Raw genomic sequence first — 16,399 nt, forward strand, 5'->3', positions numbered from 1 at the left:
CGCACCAGGCGCTCGAATCGGCGCATCGCGGCGGCAAGCCGACTGTTCTCGCTCAGGGAGTTCGTAGATCCATGCTGATCCTCAACCAGCAAGCCGTGGCCGAGGCCCTGCCGATGGCAGACTGCATCGTCGCCATGCGTGCAGCCCTAAGCGACTTCGCCAAAGGCGAATATCGCCTGTTCCCGCGCCACCAGCTGAACGCCGGCCCGGGTGAGGTTCTGATGGGCCTCATGCCTGTCTTCGCAAACTCTGGCGGGCAGAAGATGTGGTGCCTCAAGGACGTGCTCGTCGCCCGTGACAATGCGGCGCGAGGTCTCGACAATCATCAGGGTGCGGTACTGCTCAACGATGGCGAAACCGGTCAATTGCGCGCCGTGCTGGACGCCACCGAGATTACCGCACGACGCACCGCCGCCACATCGGCGGTCGCGACAGCCGCACTGGCAAGGGCCGACGCCAAAACAGTCGCAATCCTCGGCACCGGCACGCAGGCACAAACCCACATCGACGCGCTGCGCCTGGTCGTGCCGGATGCACGCTTCGTTGTGTGGGGCCGCACCCGCGCCAAGGCCGACGAGCTTGCCCGCACAAATGACATCGAGATCGCCGACAGTGCCAGAGAGGCTGTCGCCAACGCCGACGTGGTGTGCACCTTGACCGGCTCGAAGGAGCCGATCCTCGAGCTTGGCTGGCTGAAGGTCGGTTGCCATATCAACGCCGTCGGATCGAGCAGTCGCGGCGCGCGGGAACTGGGCGACGACATCGTGGCAGTGTCACGCTTCTTCGTGGATTCGCGCAGCCAAGCTGCAGTCGAATGCGGCGAGTTGCTCCAACCTTTCGAGCGGGGCGTAATCGGCGACGATCATATCAGCGCCGAACTCGGCGAAGTGCTGGCAGGCATGCAGCCCGGTCGAGCCTCGGCGTCTGACCTGACCGTGTTCAAATCGCTCGGCATCGCCGTGGAGGATGCCGCGGCCGCATTATGCGCCGTGAACAACGCTACAGCGCTCGGCATCGGCCAGCACGTCGAATGGTAGCGCCGAAAAGCGATGCATAAGCGCCGCCGCCGAATTGATACGGCACGGCACTTTTTCTATGTTATGTGACCATTCATCGTTTGATCAAAGAGGAAGACGAATGAACGTCGAATTCCTGGAACCGGTATCGTCGCGCTCGACAATTCAGGACGGCGTCTATCGCCAGCTGCGCAAGGCCTTGATGTCCGGCCACTTCGATCCGGGCCAGACCCTCACGATCGCGATGCTGTCCGACACGTTCAAGACCAGCCACATGCCGGTGCGTGAAGCCCTGCGCCGCCTCATCGCCGAGAACGCACTTGTGGTTCTGACCACCGGTTCGGCCCAGGTGCCGACGGTCAGCCTGGCCGCGCTGGACGATCTCTGCCTGACGCGCGTCGCGCTGGAGACGCTTGCTACCAAGCTTGCAACCGAGCGCTCCACGCCGGCCGACCGGCGCACCTTCCGCAACCTGGTGGAGGAACACGAGGCGGCAGCCAACGGCAGAAATCTCGAGGACATGCTTGCTCGAAACCAGGAACTGCATTTTGCCATTTACGAATGCTGCGGCTCGCCTGTCATCACGCAGTTCATCCAGAGCCTGTGGCTGCGCTTCGGCCCGTACATGCGCATGCTGTCGGGCCATATCGAACCGGTGTTGGTGTCGGGCAAATACAAGCCGAGTTCGCATCATCGCGACCTGATCGACGCCATGGACGCAGGAGACGGCCGCGCCGCGGCAAAAGCCGTCAAAGGCGATATCGAAACGACGCAGGCATTGCTGCGCCGTCTCTGCAAGGAAATGGTCGACAAGGCCTGAGCGGTCGGACTTCGACGTCCGACCCCGCTTCGGCGCATCGGCCCGAAAACCGGAAGCGGTTTTCGGGAATCACGAAACGCGGCTTCAACAGCCGGATGTCGGCTCGCCGCTTTCAGGCGGCGTGCCTCGAGGTGACCGGCTCCTCGCCGATCAGGCCGCGCGGCCGCAGAAGCAGGACCAGAACAAGCGCCAGGCCGATGACCATCGCCTGTGCCGCACCGCCGTAAATCTGGTATTGCTCGGGCACCATTTTGGAAGATGCCGCGCCGATGGCACTCCAGATACCCCAGACCACGATCGCCCCGAGGATCGCGCCGCGGTTGTTGCCGCTGCCGCCGATGATCAGCATCGTCCAGATCTGGAAGGTGATGATGGGCAGGAAATCGAACGGGCTGACGAAGCCGATGAAGCTGGCATAGAGAGCGCCGGCGAGCCCCATCAACGTCGATCCGATGATGAAGGCCTGCAGGCGGAAGGCACGGGTGTCCTTGCCCAGGGTCTCGGCAGCCACCTCGTCCTCGCGGATCGCCTTGAGCACGCGTCCCCAGGGCGAACGCGCGATACGTTCGAGGGCAATGTAGGCGACAGCCAGGATGGCGATGACGACGGCGAGATAGCCCAGATTGTTGGCGAGCGGCGTTTCAAACACGCCGCGGAACGGATTGGGGATCGAGGCGATACCCAGAGTGCCGCCAGTCAGCGCTTCGAAGTTGGTGGCAACCAGCTGAATGGTGACGGCGATGCCGAAAGTGGCGACCGCGAGATAGTCGCCCCTGAGCCGAACCGTCGCGAGCCCGGTGATCAGGGCGGCAAGTGCCGCCGCCGCCATTGCGCCCAGGATGCCGACGATCCAGGGCAGTTCGAAGTTGCCGAGCAGTTCCGGACGAGCCGGCGCGGTAAGAATGGCAAAGGTGTAGGCGCCGATCGCATAGAAGCCGACGATACCGGCGTTGAACAGCCCGGTGCCACCCCACTGAAGGTTAAGGCCGAGGGTTGCAATCCCCAGGATCAGGGCAACGGTCAGGAAAAATACGATGTAGGAAGCAAACCCGATCATCTGAACCTCACGCACGAGCCGATCTGGAAAACAGGCCCTGCGGCCGGAGGAAGAGAATGATAAGCAGGAGGCCGAATGGCACCGCCGCCTTGTAGCCGGTCGGGATGATCAGCGTCGAAAGGCTTTCGGTGAGGCCGACGATGAGACCGCCGGCAACCGCTCCAAACAGGCTGCCGGTACCGCCGAGGATCGCCGCCGTAAACAGGGCAAGCAGCATGCTGAAGCCCATCTCCGGGCGAATCTGCACGGTAAGACCCGCGAAAACGCCGGCGATCGCGGCAAGCGCGCCGCTCAGCATCCACGTCCAACGCACCACCTTGGCGATGTCGATGCCGCAGACCTGCGAAAGTGCGGGGTTCTCGGCCATCGAACGCATGGCGATGCCGATGCGGCTGTATTTCAGGAACAGGTGCAACCCCACCACCAGCGCCACCGTCAGCACCAGGACCAGGACCTGATCGGGCATCAGCCGGACATTGGGCAGGACTTCCAGCGATATCTGCAGTTCCTCGCTGTAGTAGTGCGCATCAGCACCCCAGATGAACAGCACCAGATTGCGCAGGATGAGCGCTATGCCGAAGCTGGCAAAAACCAGGGTCAGGCTGCCGGCCCGCCGCTTCCTGAGTCTGGAAAACACCAGGCTGTCGGCAGCGATGGCGATCAATCCGGTGCCGATGCATGAAACCACGATGGCGACAAGCAGCGTCCAACCGAAGGAAAAAGGACCGATCGCAGGTGCTGCCGGCAGCAGCGTCACGACCGCAAACGCCAGATAGGCACCCCAGGTCAGCATCTCGGCATGCGCGAAGTTGGCGAATTTGAGCATGTGGGAGCAAAGCGAATAGCCGATTGCCCCGAGCGCGAGGATGCCGCCGGTCAGTAGACCGTCGGCAATTGCTTGTCCGATCATGATTTCCTCCGGAAGCCCAGGAACGCTTCGGCAATGGCGTCGTTGTCGAGCAGGTCGGATGCCGTCCCCGTCATATGGTTTCGGCCCTCGACCAGCACATAGGCACGGTCGGAGACGCGAAGCGCTGCCTTGGCGTTCTGCTCGACCATCAGGACCGCGACGCCGCTTTGAGCGAGACGGCGCAGGTCATCGAGGACCTCGTGAACGATTTTCGGCGCGAGACCGGCGGTCGGTTCATCGAGCATGATGACACGCGGATCGGTCATCAGCGCGCGCGCCACGGCCAGCATCTGGCGCTGGCCGCCCGAAAGCACGTTGGCCGGAGCGCGGCGGCGCTCGGCCAAGGCGGGGAAGTGTTCGAAAGCGCGCTGGACGCGCTCGCGCATCAGCGGCCGCGACAGCGTATGGCCGCCGCTGATGAGGTTGTCCTCGATCGACAGGGACGAAAAGACATTGCTGGTCTGAGGCACGAAACCGACACCGGCAGCGATGATCTCATGCGTCGGCAGGCCGGAGATGCGCTCGCCACCAAGCCTGACCTCGCCGCCCTCGACCAGCACAAGCCCGGCCAACGCCTTGAGAAAGGTCGACTTTCCGGCGCCGTTGGGGCCGATCAGGGTGACAAGCTCGCCGGCATCGATGGCGACCGAGATGTCGAACACGATCGGCATGCCGGGAATGTAGCTGGCGCGCACGTTGCGCGCCTCGCAGACGGGCACGCTCATGCGAGTTCTCCCACTGTCACATCGCCAAGATAGGCATCGACGATGCGCTGATCCTTCATGACGCCTGCAGGCTCGCCATCGAAGATCACCTTGCCCTGCGCCATCACCACGATGTGGCGGCAGATGCGCATGACCATGTCCATGTTGTGCTCGACGATAAGGAAGGCCACACCGCGCTGGTTGAGCGCCACGATCTTGTCGATCAGCGTTTCAATGAGGGTCGGATTGACACCTGCCGTCGGCTCGTCGAGCAGGATCAGCGGCGGATCGACCATCATCACGCGGGCAAGCTCGAGAAGCTTCTGCTGTCCGCCCGAGAGCACGCCGGCGAGGTCGCGTGCCTTGTCGGCCAGGCCGGTGAAGGCAAGCACGTCCATCGCCCTTTCGCGCGCGCGGCGCTCTTCAGCGCCGACCAGCCCACTGCGAAACCAGTTGTTCCAGAATTTTTCGCCCGACTGGCCCGTCGCCGAGAGCATGACATTTTCCAGCACCGACATCTGCGGGAAAGGGCGAGGTATCTGGAAGGTGCGTGCCAGGCCGGCACGAAAGATCCGGTCGGGCCGAAGACCTGAAATGCCCTGCCCGGCGAAGATCACCTCGCCTGCACTTGGCTGGACTTCACCGGCAATGAGACCGAACAGCGTGCTCTTGCCGGCACCGTTGGGCCCGATCAGGCCGGTGATCTGCCCCGCCTTCACCGAGATGTTGACGCCGTCGACCGCCTTGAGGGCACCGAAGCTGCGCGACAGTCCGCGGGTCTCGAGGATGACTTCTCCCGTCCGGATCATGCACTGCCTCGCTTGGCTTCGACCGCCTGGCTTGCCGCGCCGTCCCGCCCGTCCCACAGATTGTTGAAGAAGCGCGACAAGCGATCCATGCCTTCGTCCAGACGCTCCAGGCTTTCGGAACCGAAACAGACGCGCAAGTGGCCCTCGCCCGATTGACCGTAGAAACTGCCCGCCTCGACCACCACATCCGCCTCGTTGAGGATCTTTTCCGCGAGCGTCTGCGAGGGAATACCGAACGCGGAGATGTCAGGGAAGGCGTAGATGGCGCCCTGGGGCGAAGGACATTTCACCCCAGGCATCTGGTTCAGCCGGCGCACGACCAGGTCGCGCTTCTGCCGGTCGTCGTCAACCAGGTCGGCAAGCACTTCAGAAGGGCCGGTGATCGCAGCGCGACCACCGGCCTGGATAAATGTATTGACGTGGGTGGCGTCGTTGGCGGTGATCTTGAGCAGACCCGGCATGGCCCACGCCGGCGCTGTCAGATAGCCTAGACGCCACCCATCCATGGCAAAGGATTTGGTGAATGCAAAGGCTGTGATGGTGCGCTCGGCCATGCCGGGAAGCGCTGCAATGCTGGTATGGGCATGGCCGTCATAGACCATGTCTTCATAGACCTCGTCGGAAAGCACGAGCAGGTCACGCGCGATCGCCAGATCGGCCAGGCCCTGCAGTTCGGCGCGGGAGTAGACGCGGCCGGTCGGATTGACCGGATTGACCAGCACGATCATCCGGGTGCGCGGCGTGATCTTGGCTTCGATCAGATCGATGTCGATGGTGAAGTCGTTGCCGGCATCGAGCTGGACGAATACCGGCTTTGCACCGGCGAGCTCGATCTTGCCGACATGCTGCGGATAGAACGGATCGAGCAGGATCGCCTCGTCACCCGGATCAAGCAGCGCGAGGAAAGCAGCGAAGGACGCATGAGTGAGGCCGTTGGTGACAAGGACATCGGCGGCGGTGACATCCATGCCATTCTGCCGGCGCAGCTTTTCGGCGAGCGCCTCGCGGAAGCTGGCAGTCCCCTTGAGGTCGCTGTAGTGGACGTCGCCAGCCAGCAACGCCGCGATCGTTGCCTGCTTGATGTGATCCGGCGTATCGGCAGAAGGGCGCCCCAGCTCCAGATGAATGAGATCGCGCCCGCTGCCGGCAAGGGCCGCAGCCTTCTGATACATGCCGAACGACTTTTGCGGCGTCTCCGAGATACGCCTGGCTACCCGCTTCATCAAATCACCTGACTGTCATTTTCCGCAGCGCCGGCCTTGCGGCGCGCGATCACTTCGATCTCGACCTTGATCTCTTCGACGGGGAAGCCGCAGATGATGGTCGTGTTGGTTGGCCGAGGATCGGCGAAGGTCTCGCCGAGCACCCTGGAAACAGCCATCACGTCGTCGCGGCTGGCGAGATACACGCGCACCGACACGATATCCGAAATGTGCGCATCCGCCTCAGCCAGGGCCCCGGCGATGATGGCGAGCGAGCGTCGCGCCTGCGCTTCTGCCTCGGGCGCGAACCCGCCAATCGCCGGATCATGTCCGGCGGTACCGGAAACGAAAACCCAGTTGCCGTCCACCAGCGCCCGGGAATAACCGGCCAGTTCCTCAAAGGGAGAGCCGGAATAGATAGCTTTTCTCGTCACCTAAAGCCTCTTGGCAAACGCTCATTTGATCAAATCATCATCTTGGATATAGCAAGTCGCGAGCGATTTCAACCGACGATCGCGTCCAGATAAAAGTGGTGGCAAGATAGGTGACGACAGGCGGCCAGCGTTCGACAAACGCCGCCGTTCATCCGGCTCTCCAGGGATCGGAGCGCGGCTCGCGATCTGCCGCAGTCAGCGTACCAGCGTCGCCGTACCGTTCTCGATGAGGCGTACGAGGCTGAGCGCGGTCATCTCGGAGGATTTGGGATTGATCTTCAGTGGCTCGTTTTCGAGCCTTAGGTCGAGCTTACCGAAGGCACCGGAAGCACTGATCTCGTGGACGTTGCGGCTGACATGGGGGTCGGCAACCAGCGCAACGCGCGTGCGCTCGAGGCCGATGCCCGACAGTGCTGTTATAACGGCGACATTGGCATTCTGTGGGAAGCTTGCTGCCGCCTCGCGCGCCGAGCCGACGAAGAATTCGGTTCGCTCGGTGAGACTGTCGAGGTGGACAAGTTCGGCAGCCTTGGTGCCGTGCCAGGCACGGGGCGGCTTGACGATCGAATGGCGGACATCGTCGAGCGGCAGCACGGAGGCTGCGGCCAGCGCGCCAAGGTCGCCGAGTGCGCCGGAGGGTACAAGGATGCGGCTTCCGGCCTCATCGGCGACCGACAGCAGCAGGCCGAGCAACGCCTCGTCGGTGAAGGCGCTGGTCGAGGAAACCACGAAGCTTCCGGCGTGGCGCAGCGCCGCCTCGCCCCAGGCGGACACGGCCGGCCGACCTGCCGCCTCGATCACCATGTCCAGATCGAGCCCGGCCAGCTCGTCAGGGCGGGAGATCAGGCGCGCGCCTTGCGGCAGGCCAGCACGCTCGCGCCCGGCATCACGCACAGCGACCGCGACGACCTCGATCGCATCGGGCTGGCGCTCGGCCAGCAGTGCGCCTACGCGGCTGGCAATTGCCCCCCAGCCGACGAAGCAGAGCCGCAGAGGGCGACGGGGTTTAGAGCCCGACATAGCGCTGCACCAGTTCGGCATTGCTGGTCAGGTCTACGCCGGTGCCCGACCAGACGGTACGGCCCTTCTCAAGAATGTAGTGGCGGTCGGCGAGGCGCTTCAGCACGTTGAGGTTCTTGTCGATCAGGAGGATAGACTGGCCTTCAGCCTTGAGCGCCTCGATGCATCCCCAGATCTCGGCGCGGATGACCGGCGCAAGACCTTCGGTCGCCTCGTCGAGGATGAGCAGCTTCGGGTTGGTCATCAGCGCCCGGCCGACGACCAGCATCTGCTGCTCGCCGCCGGAGAGAGTTCCCGCAGCTTGCCCGGCCCGCTCCTTCAGCCTAGGGAACAGCGCGTAGACGCGTTCCAGCGTCCACGGGTCCTTGCGGCCGAGACGATTGGCGGCGGTGGCGACGAGATTTTCGCGCACGGTCAGCGTGGCAAAGGTCTGGCGGCCCTCCGGCACCAGGCCGACGCCAAGGCGGGCGACCGTCTCTGGCGTCGCGCCGCGCACATCGCGGCCGGTAAAACGCACTTCGCCCGACATCGGCCGGACGAGGCCCATGATCGATTTGACGGTGGTTGTCTTGCCCATGCCGTTGCGGCCGAGCAGGGTGACGACCTCGCCCTCGCCGATCTCCAGTTCGACGTCGAAGAGAACCTGGCTCCGGCCGTAACCCGATTGCAGTTTGGCGACGCTCAGCACAGCTCGTCTCCTTCACCAAGATAGGCGGTGCGCACGTCCGGATTGTCCCGGATCTCGTCGACAGTGCCGGTGGCGATGACGCGCCCGTAGACCAGCACCGAGATGCGGTCGGCAAGAGCGAACACCGCCTCCATGTCGTGCTCGACAAGCAGCATCGAGACATGGCTCCTCAGACCGCGCAAAGTCTCGATCATCTGCTGGCTCTCGACATGGCCGAGGCCGGCCATCGGCTCGTCGAGCAACAGAAGTCGCGGCTTGGTCGCAAGGGCCACCGCCAGTTCCAGCTGCTTCTGCTCACCATGGGAGAGATTGGCGACCAGCTCGTCGGCGCGACACTCGAGCCCCACGGTCGCGAGGTGGTGCGCCGCCTCCTCGGCCAGCATCTTCTCGCGGCGCACATCACCCCAGAAGCGGAAACTGTGTCCCTGCCGAATCTGCACGGCGATGGCGACGTTGTCGCGTACCGTATAGTCGGGCAGCAAGCAGGTGATCTGGAAGGTACGAGCCAGACCGAGCAACACGCGCCTGGACGTCGGCACACCGTCGACCGACCTGCCGTCAATCTCGATCGTACCTTCATTGGGCCTGATCTCGCCCATCAACTGCGAGATCAGCGTCGTTTTGCCAGCACCGTTCGGGCCGATCAGGGCGTGGATCTCGCCCGGATTGACGGTGATGTCGACATGGTCGGTGGCAAGCAGCCCGCCGAAGCGCTTGACCAGGCCGCGGACATTGAGGATCGGCTGGCTCATGCGCGCCTCCCGAAAAGACGGGCGCCCAGCGCCTGCACGCCGCCTTGTGTGTAGAGCACCACGAACAGCAGGATCAGGCCGAGGCCGAGCTGCCAGTTCTCGGTCCACGAGGCGAGCAGCGTTTCCAGCACGATAAACACGGCGGCACCGATCAGCGGCCCGAACAGCGTGCCGACGCCGCCGAGGATGACCATCACCATCAGTTCGCCCGACTTGGTCCAATGCAGCATATCGGGGCTGGCAAAGCGCAGGAAGTTGGCCATCAGCGCCCCCGCAAGACCGCAGCCCATGCCCGAGATCACGAAAGCCATCAGCTTGTAGCGATACGCCGGCAGGCCGATCGCCGCCATGCGCCGCTCGCTCTGTCGCAGGCCGACGATGACGTTGCCGAAGCGCGAATTGACGATGCGCCAGAGCACGAAGAAAAACAGCACCGCGAAGGCGAGGCAGACATAGTAGACCGTCTGCTTATCGCGCATGTTGAGGCCCGGCAGCTCGTTGGCGCGGCGGATGATCAGGCCATCGTCGCCGCCATAGGTCTTGAGCGAGACAAACAGGAAGAACAGCATCTGGGCGAAGGCGAGCGTGATCATGATGAACTGGACGCCGCCGGTGCGCAGCGACAGCGCGCCGATGAGCGCCGCCATGATGCCTGAGACCACCAGCGCCACAGGGATGGTGATCAACAGCTGGTTGGTGCCTGGGATGAAGCCGAGCAGCGGCTCGCCCAGCGCATAGTGCTGGTAGAGGATGCCGACGACATATCCGCCGATGCCGAAGAAGGCCGCGTGGCCGAAGCTGACCATGCCGCCATAGCCGAGCACGAAATTGAGGCTGGCCGCTGCGATGCCGTAGATCAGCACGCGCGTCGCCAGCGACGTCAGCGCGGTGTAACCGGTGAGGTCCGCCACCGTCGGCAGCGCAATCAGCGCGATCAGCACACCGGCTAGCAAGGCAGGTCGCTTGAGTGAAGTTTCCATTGGCGCAGCAGTACCCAACTCAGGAATTCCGGATGAAGAGGCCTTTCGGCCGGATCAGAAGCACGATCGCCATCAGAAGGTAGATGCCCATCGACGAGATGCCGGCGCCCAGCGCATCGGCCTCGGGACCAACCATCACCTGACGCAGCAGGCCCGGCAGATAGGCGCGCAGGCTGGTGTCGACGATGCCGAGCACGAGGCTGGCGAAGAAAGCGCCGCGGATAGAGCCGACACCGCCGATGACGACAACGACGAAGGTGGTGATCAGGATCTGCTCGCCCATGCCGACCTGCACTGCGAGGATCGGCCCGGCCATGAAGCCGGCGAGACCGGCAAGCAACGCGCCGAGACCGAAGACCAGCGTGTAGAGCAGGCGGATGTCGACGCCGAGCGCGCGCACCATCTCGCGATTGGTCGAGCCGGCGCGAACCAACATGCCGATACGGGTCTTGTTGATCAGCAGATACAGGCCGACGGCAACCAGCAGGCCAACCAGAATGATGGTGAGGCGATAGATCGGGTAGAACAGCCCGGGCAGCAGCTCAACCGAGCCGTCCAGCAGCGCCGGCATCGACACGAACAGCGGCTGGCGGCCGAACAGGATGGTGATGGTCTGGTTGAAGATCAGGATCAGGCCGAAAGTCGCCAGCACCTGGTCGAGATGGTCACGCTGATAAAGCCTGCGCACGACCAGGAATTCGATGGCGACGCCAGCAATGGCTGCCGCCGCAAGGGCTGCTGGAATGCCGAGCCAGAACGATCCGGTCTCGGCCGCGACCCAGGTGCCGGCATAGGCGCCAATCATGTAGATCGACCCATGCGCCAGGTTGATGACGCCCATGATGCCGAAGATCAGCGTCAGGCCGGCAGCCAGCAAGAACAGCATCACGCCGAACTGCACGCCGTTGAGCAATTGTTCGAGGAAGAGCGTCATCTCGGATCACTTCACACAGGAGAACTCTTGGGGAGAGACGACGCGGACCGTCTCCCCCCAACCGGCAGGGCCGGGATTACATCTTGCATTCGGCCGAATAGGCGTCGCCGTGGTCCTTGAACACGTCGCCGACCGTCTTCAGCATCGGCTTGCCATCGGCGCCCTTCTCGACCTTCAGCGCGTACCAGTTCTGCACCGGGTGCTGGTTGGGGCCAAAGGCGAACTTGCCGCGCACGGATTCGAAGTCGGCCTTGCGCAGGGCGTCGCGGAAGGCATCGGCGTCGTCGAGGCTGCCGCCGGTCGCCTTCAACGCCGAGGCATAGGCAAGAGCCGCGTCATAACCCTGGCTGGCATAGTAGGTGACCGGGCGGTTGTAGGCCTTGGTCCAGGCTTCCATGAACTTCTTGTTGGCCGCGTTGTCGAAGTCGGAGTTCCAGTGGCTCGTAACGTTGAGGCCGAGGGCCGCGTCGCCGACGGCGGCGAGCGTCACGCCGTCCATCGACGGCTCGGCCACCACCATCGGGATTTCCTTCATCAGGCCTGCCTGCTCGTACTGGCGCAGGAAGGTGATGCCGAGGCCGCCCGGATGGAACTGGAAGACCACGTCGGGTTTGGCCGCGCGGACCTGAGCGAGTTCTGCAGCGAAATCGGTCTGGTCGAGACGGGTGTAGATTTCGCCTGCGATCTCGCCCTTGAAGTAGCGCTTGAAGCCGGCGATGGCGTCCTTGCCGGCCTGATAGTTCGGGGCCAGCACGAAAGCCTTCTTGTAGCCGAGATTGGTGGCGTTCTGGCCGGCACTCTCATGCAGGCTGTCGTTCTGCCAGGAGACGACGAAATAGTTCGGGTTGCACTCCTTGCCGGCCATGTTCGACGGCGCGGCATTGGGGCTGATGTAGAAGGCGTCGTTGTCGACGATATCGGGAACGGTGGCACCGGCGACGTTTGAGAACACGATGCCGGTGAACAGCTTGATGCCTTCCTCACCGAGGAAGCGTTCGGCGATCTGCTTGCCCTGGCCAGGCTTCAGGCCATCGTCCTCGACGACCAGCTCGACCGGCACGCCGCCCAGCTTGCCGTCTTCCATGGCAAGCTTGAAGCCGTCGCGAATGTCTTGGCCGAGATAGCCGGCCGGGCCCGATAGCGTGGTGATCATGCCGATCTTGACCGGGTCGGCAGCGAAAGCCGGAAACGCCGCAAGCGCTGCGATCGATGCGGCAAGAATGGTTTTCCTCACAGTCGGTTCTCCTCTGGTCGGCACGTTCTAGCGCGCATTGTTGATTGCAGGCTGGCCGGGTGCGTCGATGTCTAGAGGCACGAACCGGAACGAAGCCGCCTCCGCCGTCAACCGGCCGAAGACAGGGGCGGGAAAATGGTAAGGCGCAAGTACGGTGCCCGCAGCAGCCGCCGCACCGAGCAGGCCGATCCGCGTCGCGCGCGCCTGGGCCGGGTCCTCGCAGAAATTGCAGACGATGCTGTCATCGCCGAGCTGCAGCGGATGGTGGACAGCATCGGCCAGAAACAGCACCTCGCCCTCGCCCGTGTCGAGCGAGACCACCACCATGCCGGGCGAATGTCCGGGCGCCGGCTTCAGTTGCAGCCCATTGGCCACCTCGGCGTCCGAAGCCACTGCCTCGAAGCCTACGGACCGGATGATGGGCAACACGCTATCGGCGAAGGCGCCATGCAGCGTGTTGCCGTCGACCGACGCCTCGTGGATACCAATCCAATGGGCAAGCTCGGTTTCGGCGACGACGTAGCGCGCATTGGGAAAGGTCGGCCGCCAGGTTTCGCCTTCCCGCCTTGTGTTCCAGCCGACATGGTCGGCGTGCAGATGCGTGTTGATGACGATGTCGACACGCTCGGGCGAAATGCCGAGCGCCAGCAGCGTCTGGAGGAATTGGGTTTCGCGGCGATGCCAGGCCGGCCGGTGCGGCCGCTCCTTGGCGTCGCCGATGCCACCGTCGATCAGCGCCACATAATCAGGTGTCTCGATGACGTAGCAATTGAAGCTGAGCGCCACCGTCCCGCCCTCGGGATCGACAGTGCCTTCAGGCGAACGCCTGCGAGCAGCTTCCAGATCCTCGCGTGACAGCCCCGCGAAGATCGCACGCGCCGGCCAGGCAACATTTGCCATGTCGGGGATGCAGGTCACCACAACTGAGCCGGCATGTAGCTGCTCCAGTTCGATGCCGAATTCTGGAAGTTGGAGCCGACGGACCCTCATTCCGCCCTCAGAGGTCGCATTCGCCGGCGAACGGATCGCCATGCGCTTCGAGCAGCTTTTTGCGCGTCTTCAGCGTTAGCTGGCCGGCATCGTCCTTCACCACCTGCATCGCATACCAGTCCTGCACGGGATGCTGGTTCTTGCCGAAGCTGAAGCTGCCGCGCGTGGTCTTGAACTCGGTTTTGAGCAGCGCTGCACGGAATGTATCGAGATCTTCTACGTCGCCCTCGGACTGCTTGAGCGCCGAAGCGATGGCAAGTGCGGTATCGTAGCCTTGCGCTGCATACATCGTCGGCGTGCGCTTGTAGGTCTCGGAGAACCTCGCGACAAACTCGCGGTTGGTGTCATTGTCGAGGTCGGTGTTCCAGGAGCCCGAGACATTCAATCCCTCCGCCGCCTCGCCCACTGCCTTGAGGATGGCGTGGTCCATCGAAGGCTCGGCAACCACCATCGGCACTGTGCCAAGCAGGCCAGATTGCTGGTATTGGCGCAGGAAGGCGATCCCAAGCCCACCTGGCTGGAACTGGAATACCACGTCCGGATTGGCCGCCTTGATCTGGGCCATCTCCGCTGCAAAGTCCGTTTGGTCAAGGCGCGTATAGATCTCGCCCGATATCTCGCCCTTGAAGTAGCGTTTGAAACCCGCGACCGCGTCCTTGCCGGCCTGGTAGTTCGGCGCAAGCACGAACGCCTTCTTGTAGCCGAGGTCGGTGGCGTTCTGGCCCGCGCTACCCTGCATCGTGTCGGTTAGCCACGAAAGGACAAAGTAGTTCGGGTGGCAGCCCTTGCCGGCAAATTCGGAAGGCCCCGCATTGGGGCTGACGAAGATCGCGTCCGCGTCGACGATTTCGGGAACAGCCGCACCCGCCACGTTGGAGAAGACGATGCCGGTAAAAAGCCTGACGCCTTCATCGTTCAGAAACCTCTCTACGATCTGGCGACCGTTGCCAGGCTTGAGACCGTCGTCTTCCACCAGCACCTTGACGGGGACGCCGCCAAGCTTTCCGCCTTCGAGGTCGATCGCGAGCTGGAAGCCGTCGCGCACATCCTCGCCGAGATAGCCCGCCGGACCGGAAAGCGTCGTGATCATGCCGATCTTGACCGGTTCCAGGGCGAATGCAGTCGAGTTGCACAGCGAGGCGACCGCGAGGGCAATGAGCGAGGACTTCAGTTTCATGTCTTGGTTCCAGATCTGAGGGGCGGCGCGCCACCGAGTGGCGCGCATGCATCACGAAGGCAGGCCGATCAGAGCTTCACCCAGCCCTCCGGCGGGGTCTTGCCCGGATGAAGCGCGCCGCATTTCGGGCAGGTGCGCGCCTTTTCGTCGGCATAGAACGCCTGGTAGATCGGCGGCAGATCGCGGACGATGCTCTTCAGCGTGACTTCGACGCGCTTGACCAGCCCGTTGCACTCGAAGCAGTACCATTCGAAGGCGTCGAGCAGGCCGTCATTGCGCTTCGGTTCGACGACCAAGCCGATGGAGCCCTCCTGCGGGCGCTGCGGCGAGTGGCGCACATGCGGCGGCAGAAGAAAGATTTCGCCTTCGCGGATCGGCACATCGTAGAAATTGCCGTTGTCCACCACCTTGAGCATCATGTCGCCCTTGAGCTGGTAGAAGAACTCCTCGACCGGATCGTCGTGATAGTCGGTGCGCTTGTTGGGGCCGCCGACGACAGTCACCATCAGGTCGGCGTCTTCCCAGATCTGCTGATTGCCGACAGGCGGCTTGAGCAGGTGGGCGTGCTCGTCGATCCACTTCGAAAAGCTGAAGGCCGAAAGGCGTCTGGTCATTGTCGTTCCTCCTTTTGGTCGGCGCGCAAGCGTCGGATTTGGCAGGTCGGGCCCCAGTCTTCAGGCTTCACCCTTCAGGCTGAGGTCTTCAGACCGCAGGCTTCGAAGGCAGCACGGGTGGCGCGCTTCTCGGCCTCGGTAAGTTCCAGCAGCGGCGGCCGCACACGTCCACCCGACTGACCCAGCAGCTCCTGCCAGTATTTCTGGTGCGAATGCGGCTTCTCGGCCGGGCGTGTGTTCTTGAGCGCTGCGCGCACCGGATCGAGGCTGTCGCGGATGCGGCGTGCCTCTTCCGCTTTGCCGGCAAAAGCAAGGTCGGTGTATTCGCGCATGCGCTTGTCGTGCCTGGTCTGAATGAGATAGGGCGGCGACGAACACAGATAGAGCTGCCAGTTGAGCTCCAGAATGTTGTCCAGCCACTCCTCCTCGGAAGCCGTGCTGACGAGGATGCGATCGCCCGCGAGTCTGGTCAGTTCGGAGTACATCGGCCGCGGTACCGAGTATTTGATGGCGACGACGTTCTCGATGTCGGCCAGCTTGTTGCACAGTTCGGGGCTCATAAGGTAGCCGCTGTCGGGATGGCTCCAGAGCGCTATGCCGATGTCCACCTTGTCGGCAATGGTGCGGTAGTAGTTGAGCAGCGTCTCGTCCTGCTCCTTGAAGAAATGCAGGATCGGTGCGTGCACGACAATGTAGTCGGCGCCGCATCTCTCAGCATGTCTTGCCAGATCGATCACCACGTCCATGTTCTGGTCCGAGCAGGACATGATGGTCTGGGCGCGGCCGGCGCAGGCTTCGACCGCCAGATCAAAGCTGCGCTTGCGCTCGTCGATCGACATCGAGAAGAACTCGCCCTGCTTGCCGGCGATGAAAAAGCCGTCGATGCCGAGATCGCCGATCCAGTGGTCGACATTGCGGCGGAAACCGTCCTCGTCGATCGACAGGTCATCCTTGAACGGCATCAGCGCTGCGGCCCAGACGCCCTTCATAGTCGCCCTCGAATGGGCCTTGGCGGTCTTCTTGTCGTACTTCATCGAATGCGAACCTTTCCGGGGACT

18 protein-coding genes are annotated in these 16,399 nt (G+C 63.3%); 2 read left to right on the plus strand and 16 right to left on the minus strand.

Annotated features, from left to right (window positions below):
* The first annotated feature begins 71 nt into the window (after positions 1–71).
* Together NDO48_RS15970 and NDO48_RS15975 are read left to right on the plus strand one after the other, a co-directional pair.
* Positions 72–1,037: an ornithine cyclodeaminase family protein gene (locus NDO48_RS15970; protein WP_018430761.1), complete on the plus strand. Its 966-nt coding sequence runs from the start codon at positions 72–74 to the stop codon at positions 1,035–1,037.
* A gap of 100 nt (positions 1,038–1,137) precedes the next feature.
* Entirely contained in the window at positions 1,138–1,836 is a 699-nt protein-coding gene (locus NDO48_RS15975) for a GntR family transcriptional regulator (protein WP_018430760.1), read from the plus strand.
* Between the two features lie 112 nt (positions 1,837–1,948).
* Here NDO48_RS15975 and NDO48_RS15980 read toward each other — a convergent pair whose 3' ends face one another.
* The 16 genes from NDO48_RS15980 to NDO48_RS16055 form a co-directional block, all read right to left on the minus strand.
* Complete coding sequence (locus NDO48_RS15980) at positions 1,949–2,893, minus strand: branched-chain amino acid ABC transporter permease (RefSeq protein ID WP_018430759.1); 945 nt, start codon at positions 2,891–2,893, stop codon at positions 1,949–1,951.
* Positions 2,894–2,900: 7 nt separating this feature from the next.
* A complete protein-coding gene (locus NDO48_RS15985) occupies positions 2,901–3,803 on the minus strand; it encodes a branched-chain amino acid ABC transporter permease (RefSeq protein WP_018430758.1) in 903 nt (300 codons plus the stop codon).
* Complete coding sequence (locus tag NDO48_RS15990; protein WP_018430757.1) at positions 3,800–4,528, minus strand: ABC transporter ATP-binding protein; 729 nt, start codon at positions 4,526–4,528, stop codon at positions 3,800–3,802. Before NDO48_RS15990 ends, NDO48_RS15985 begins: the two co-directional genes overlap by 4 nt.
* Complete coding sequence (locus NDO48_RS15995; RefSeq protein WP_018430756.1) at positions 4,525–5,316, minus strand: ABC transporter ATP-binding protein; 792 nt, start codon at positions 5,314–5,316, stop codon at positions 4,525–4,527. The genes NDO48_RS15990 and NDO48_RS15995 overlap by 4 nt, the downstream gene beginning before the upstream one ends.
* Positions 5,313–6,539, minus strand: a complete 1,227-nt coding sequence (locus NDO48_RS16000) for a pyridoxal phosphate-dependent aminotransferase (RefSeq protein ID WP_018430755.1) — start codon at positions 6,537–6,539, stop codon at positions 5,313–5,315. The genes NDO48_RS15995 and NDO48_RS16000 overlap by 4 nt, the downstream gene beginning before the upstream one ends.
* A complete protein-coding gene (locus tag NDO48_RS16005; protein WP_026227756.1) occupies positions 6,539–6,952 on the minus strand; it encodes a RidA family protein in 414 nt (137 codons plus the stop codon). The genes NDO48_RS16000 and NDO48_RS16005 overlap by 1 nt, the downstream gene beginning before the upstream one ends.
* Before the next feature lie 195 nt (positions 6,953–7,147).
* The gene (locus tag NDO48_RS16010; RefSeq protein WP_018430753.1) at positions 7,148–7,972 is read right to left on the minus strand and encodes an aspartate dehydrogenase; all 825 of its coding nucleotides are present in this window, start codon (positions 7,970–7,972) and stop codon (positions 7,148–7,150) included.
* Positions 7,959–8,660, minus strand: a complete 702-nt coding sequence (locus NDO48_RS16015) for an ABC transporter ATP-binding protein (RefSeq protein WP_018430752.1) — start codon at positions 8,658–8,660, stop codon at positions 7,959–7,961. Before NDO48_RS16015 ends, NDO48_RS16010 begins: the two co-directional genes overlap by 14 nt.
* Positions 8,654–9,412: an ABC transporter ATP-binding protein gene (locus NDO48_RS16020; protein ID WP_018430751.1), complete on the minus strand. Its 759-nt coding sequence runs from the start codon at positions 9,410–9,412 to the stop codon at positions 8,654–8,656. Before NDO48_RS16020 ends, NDO48_RS16015 begins: the two co-directional genes overlap by 7 nt.
* A complete protein-coding gene (locus tag NDO48_RS16025; protein WP_018430750.1) occupies positions 9,409–10,392 on the minus strand; it encodes a branched-chain amino acid ABC transporter permease in 984 nt (327 codons plus the stop codon). The genes NDO48_RS16020 and NDO48_RS16025 overlap by 4 nt, the downstream gene beginning before the upstream one ends.
* 19 nt (positions 10,393–10,411) lie before the next feature.
* Entirely contained in the window at positions 10,412–11,326 is a 915-nt protein-coding gene (locus tag NDO48_RS16030) for a branched-chain amino acid ABC transporter permease (protein ID WP_018430749.1), read from the minus strand.
* A 76-nt stretch (positions 11,327–11,402) separates the two neighbouring features.
* The gene (locus tag NDO48_RS16035; protein WP_018430748.1) at positions 11,403–12,560 is read right to left on the minus strand and encodes an ABC transporter substrate-binding protein; all 1,158 of its coding nucleotides are present in this window, start codon (positions 12,558–12,560) and stop codon (positions 11,403–11,405) included.
* A gap of 27 nt (positions 12,561–12,587) precedes the next feature.
* Positions 12,588–13,550 (minus strand): MBL fold metallo-hydrolase, encoded by a 963-nt coding sequence (locus NDO48_RS16040; RefSeq protein WP_051092002.1) that lies wholly within the window; start codon positions 13,548–13,550, stop codon positions 12,588–12,590.
* 7 nt (positions 13,551–13,557) lie between these two features.
* The gene (locus tag NDO48_RS16045; RefSeq protein WP_018430746.1) at positions 13,558–14,727 is read right to left on the minus strand and encodes an ABC transporter substrate-binding protein; all 1,170 of its coding nucleotides are present in this window, start codon (positions 14,725–14,727) and stop codon (positions 13,558–13,560) included.
* A gap of 68 nt (positions 14,728–14,795) precedes the next feature.
* Positions 14,796–15,341, minus strand: coding sequence for a 3-hydroxyanthranilate 3,4-dioxygenase (locus tag NDO48_RS16050; protein ID WP_018430745.1), 546 nt, complete (start codon positions 15,339–15,341; stop codon positions 14,796–14,798).
* Positions 15,342–15,415: 74 nt separating this feature from the next.
* Positions 15,416–16,375 carry a dihydrodipicolinate synthase family protein gene (locus tag NDO48_RS16055; RefSeq protein ID WP_018430744.1) on the minus strand — a complete coding sequence of 320 codons (960 nt, stop codon included), beginning with the start codon at positions 16,373–16,375 and terminating at the stop codon, positions 15,416–15,418.
* Between the last annotated feature and the right edge of the window lie 24 nt (positions 16,376–16,399).

It is taken from the genome of Aminobacter sp. MET-1, from assembly GCF_026521175.1.
In the GTDB taxonomy this organism is placed as follows: Bacteria; Pseudomonadota; Alphaproteobacteria; order Rhizobiales; family Rhizobiaceae; genus Aminobacter.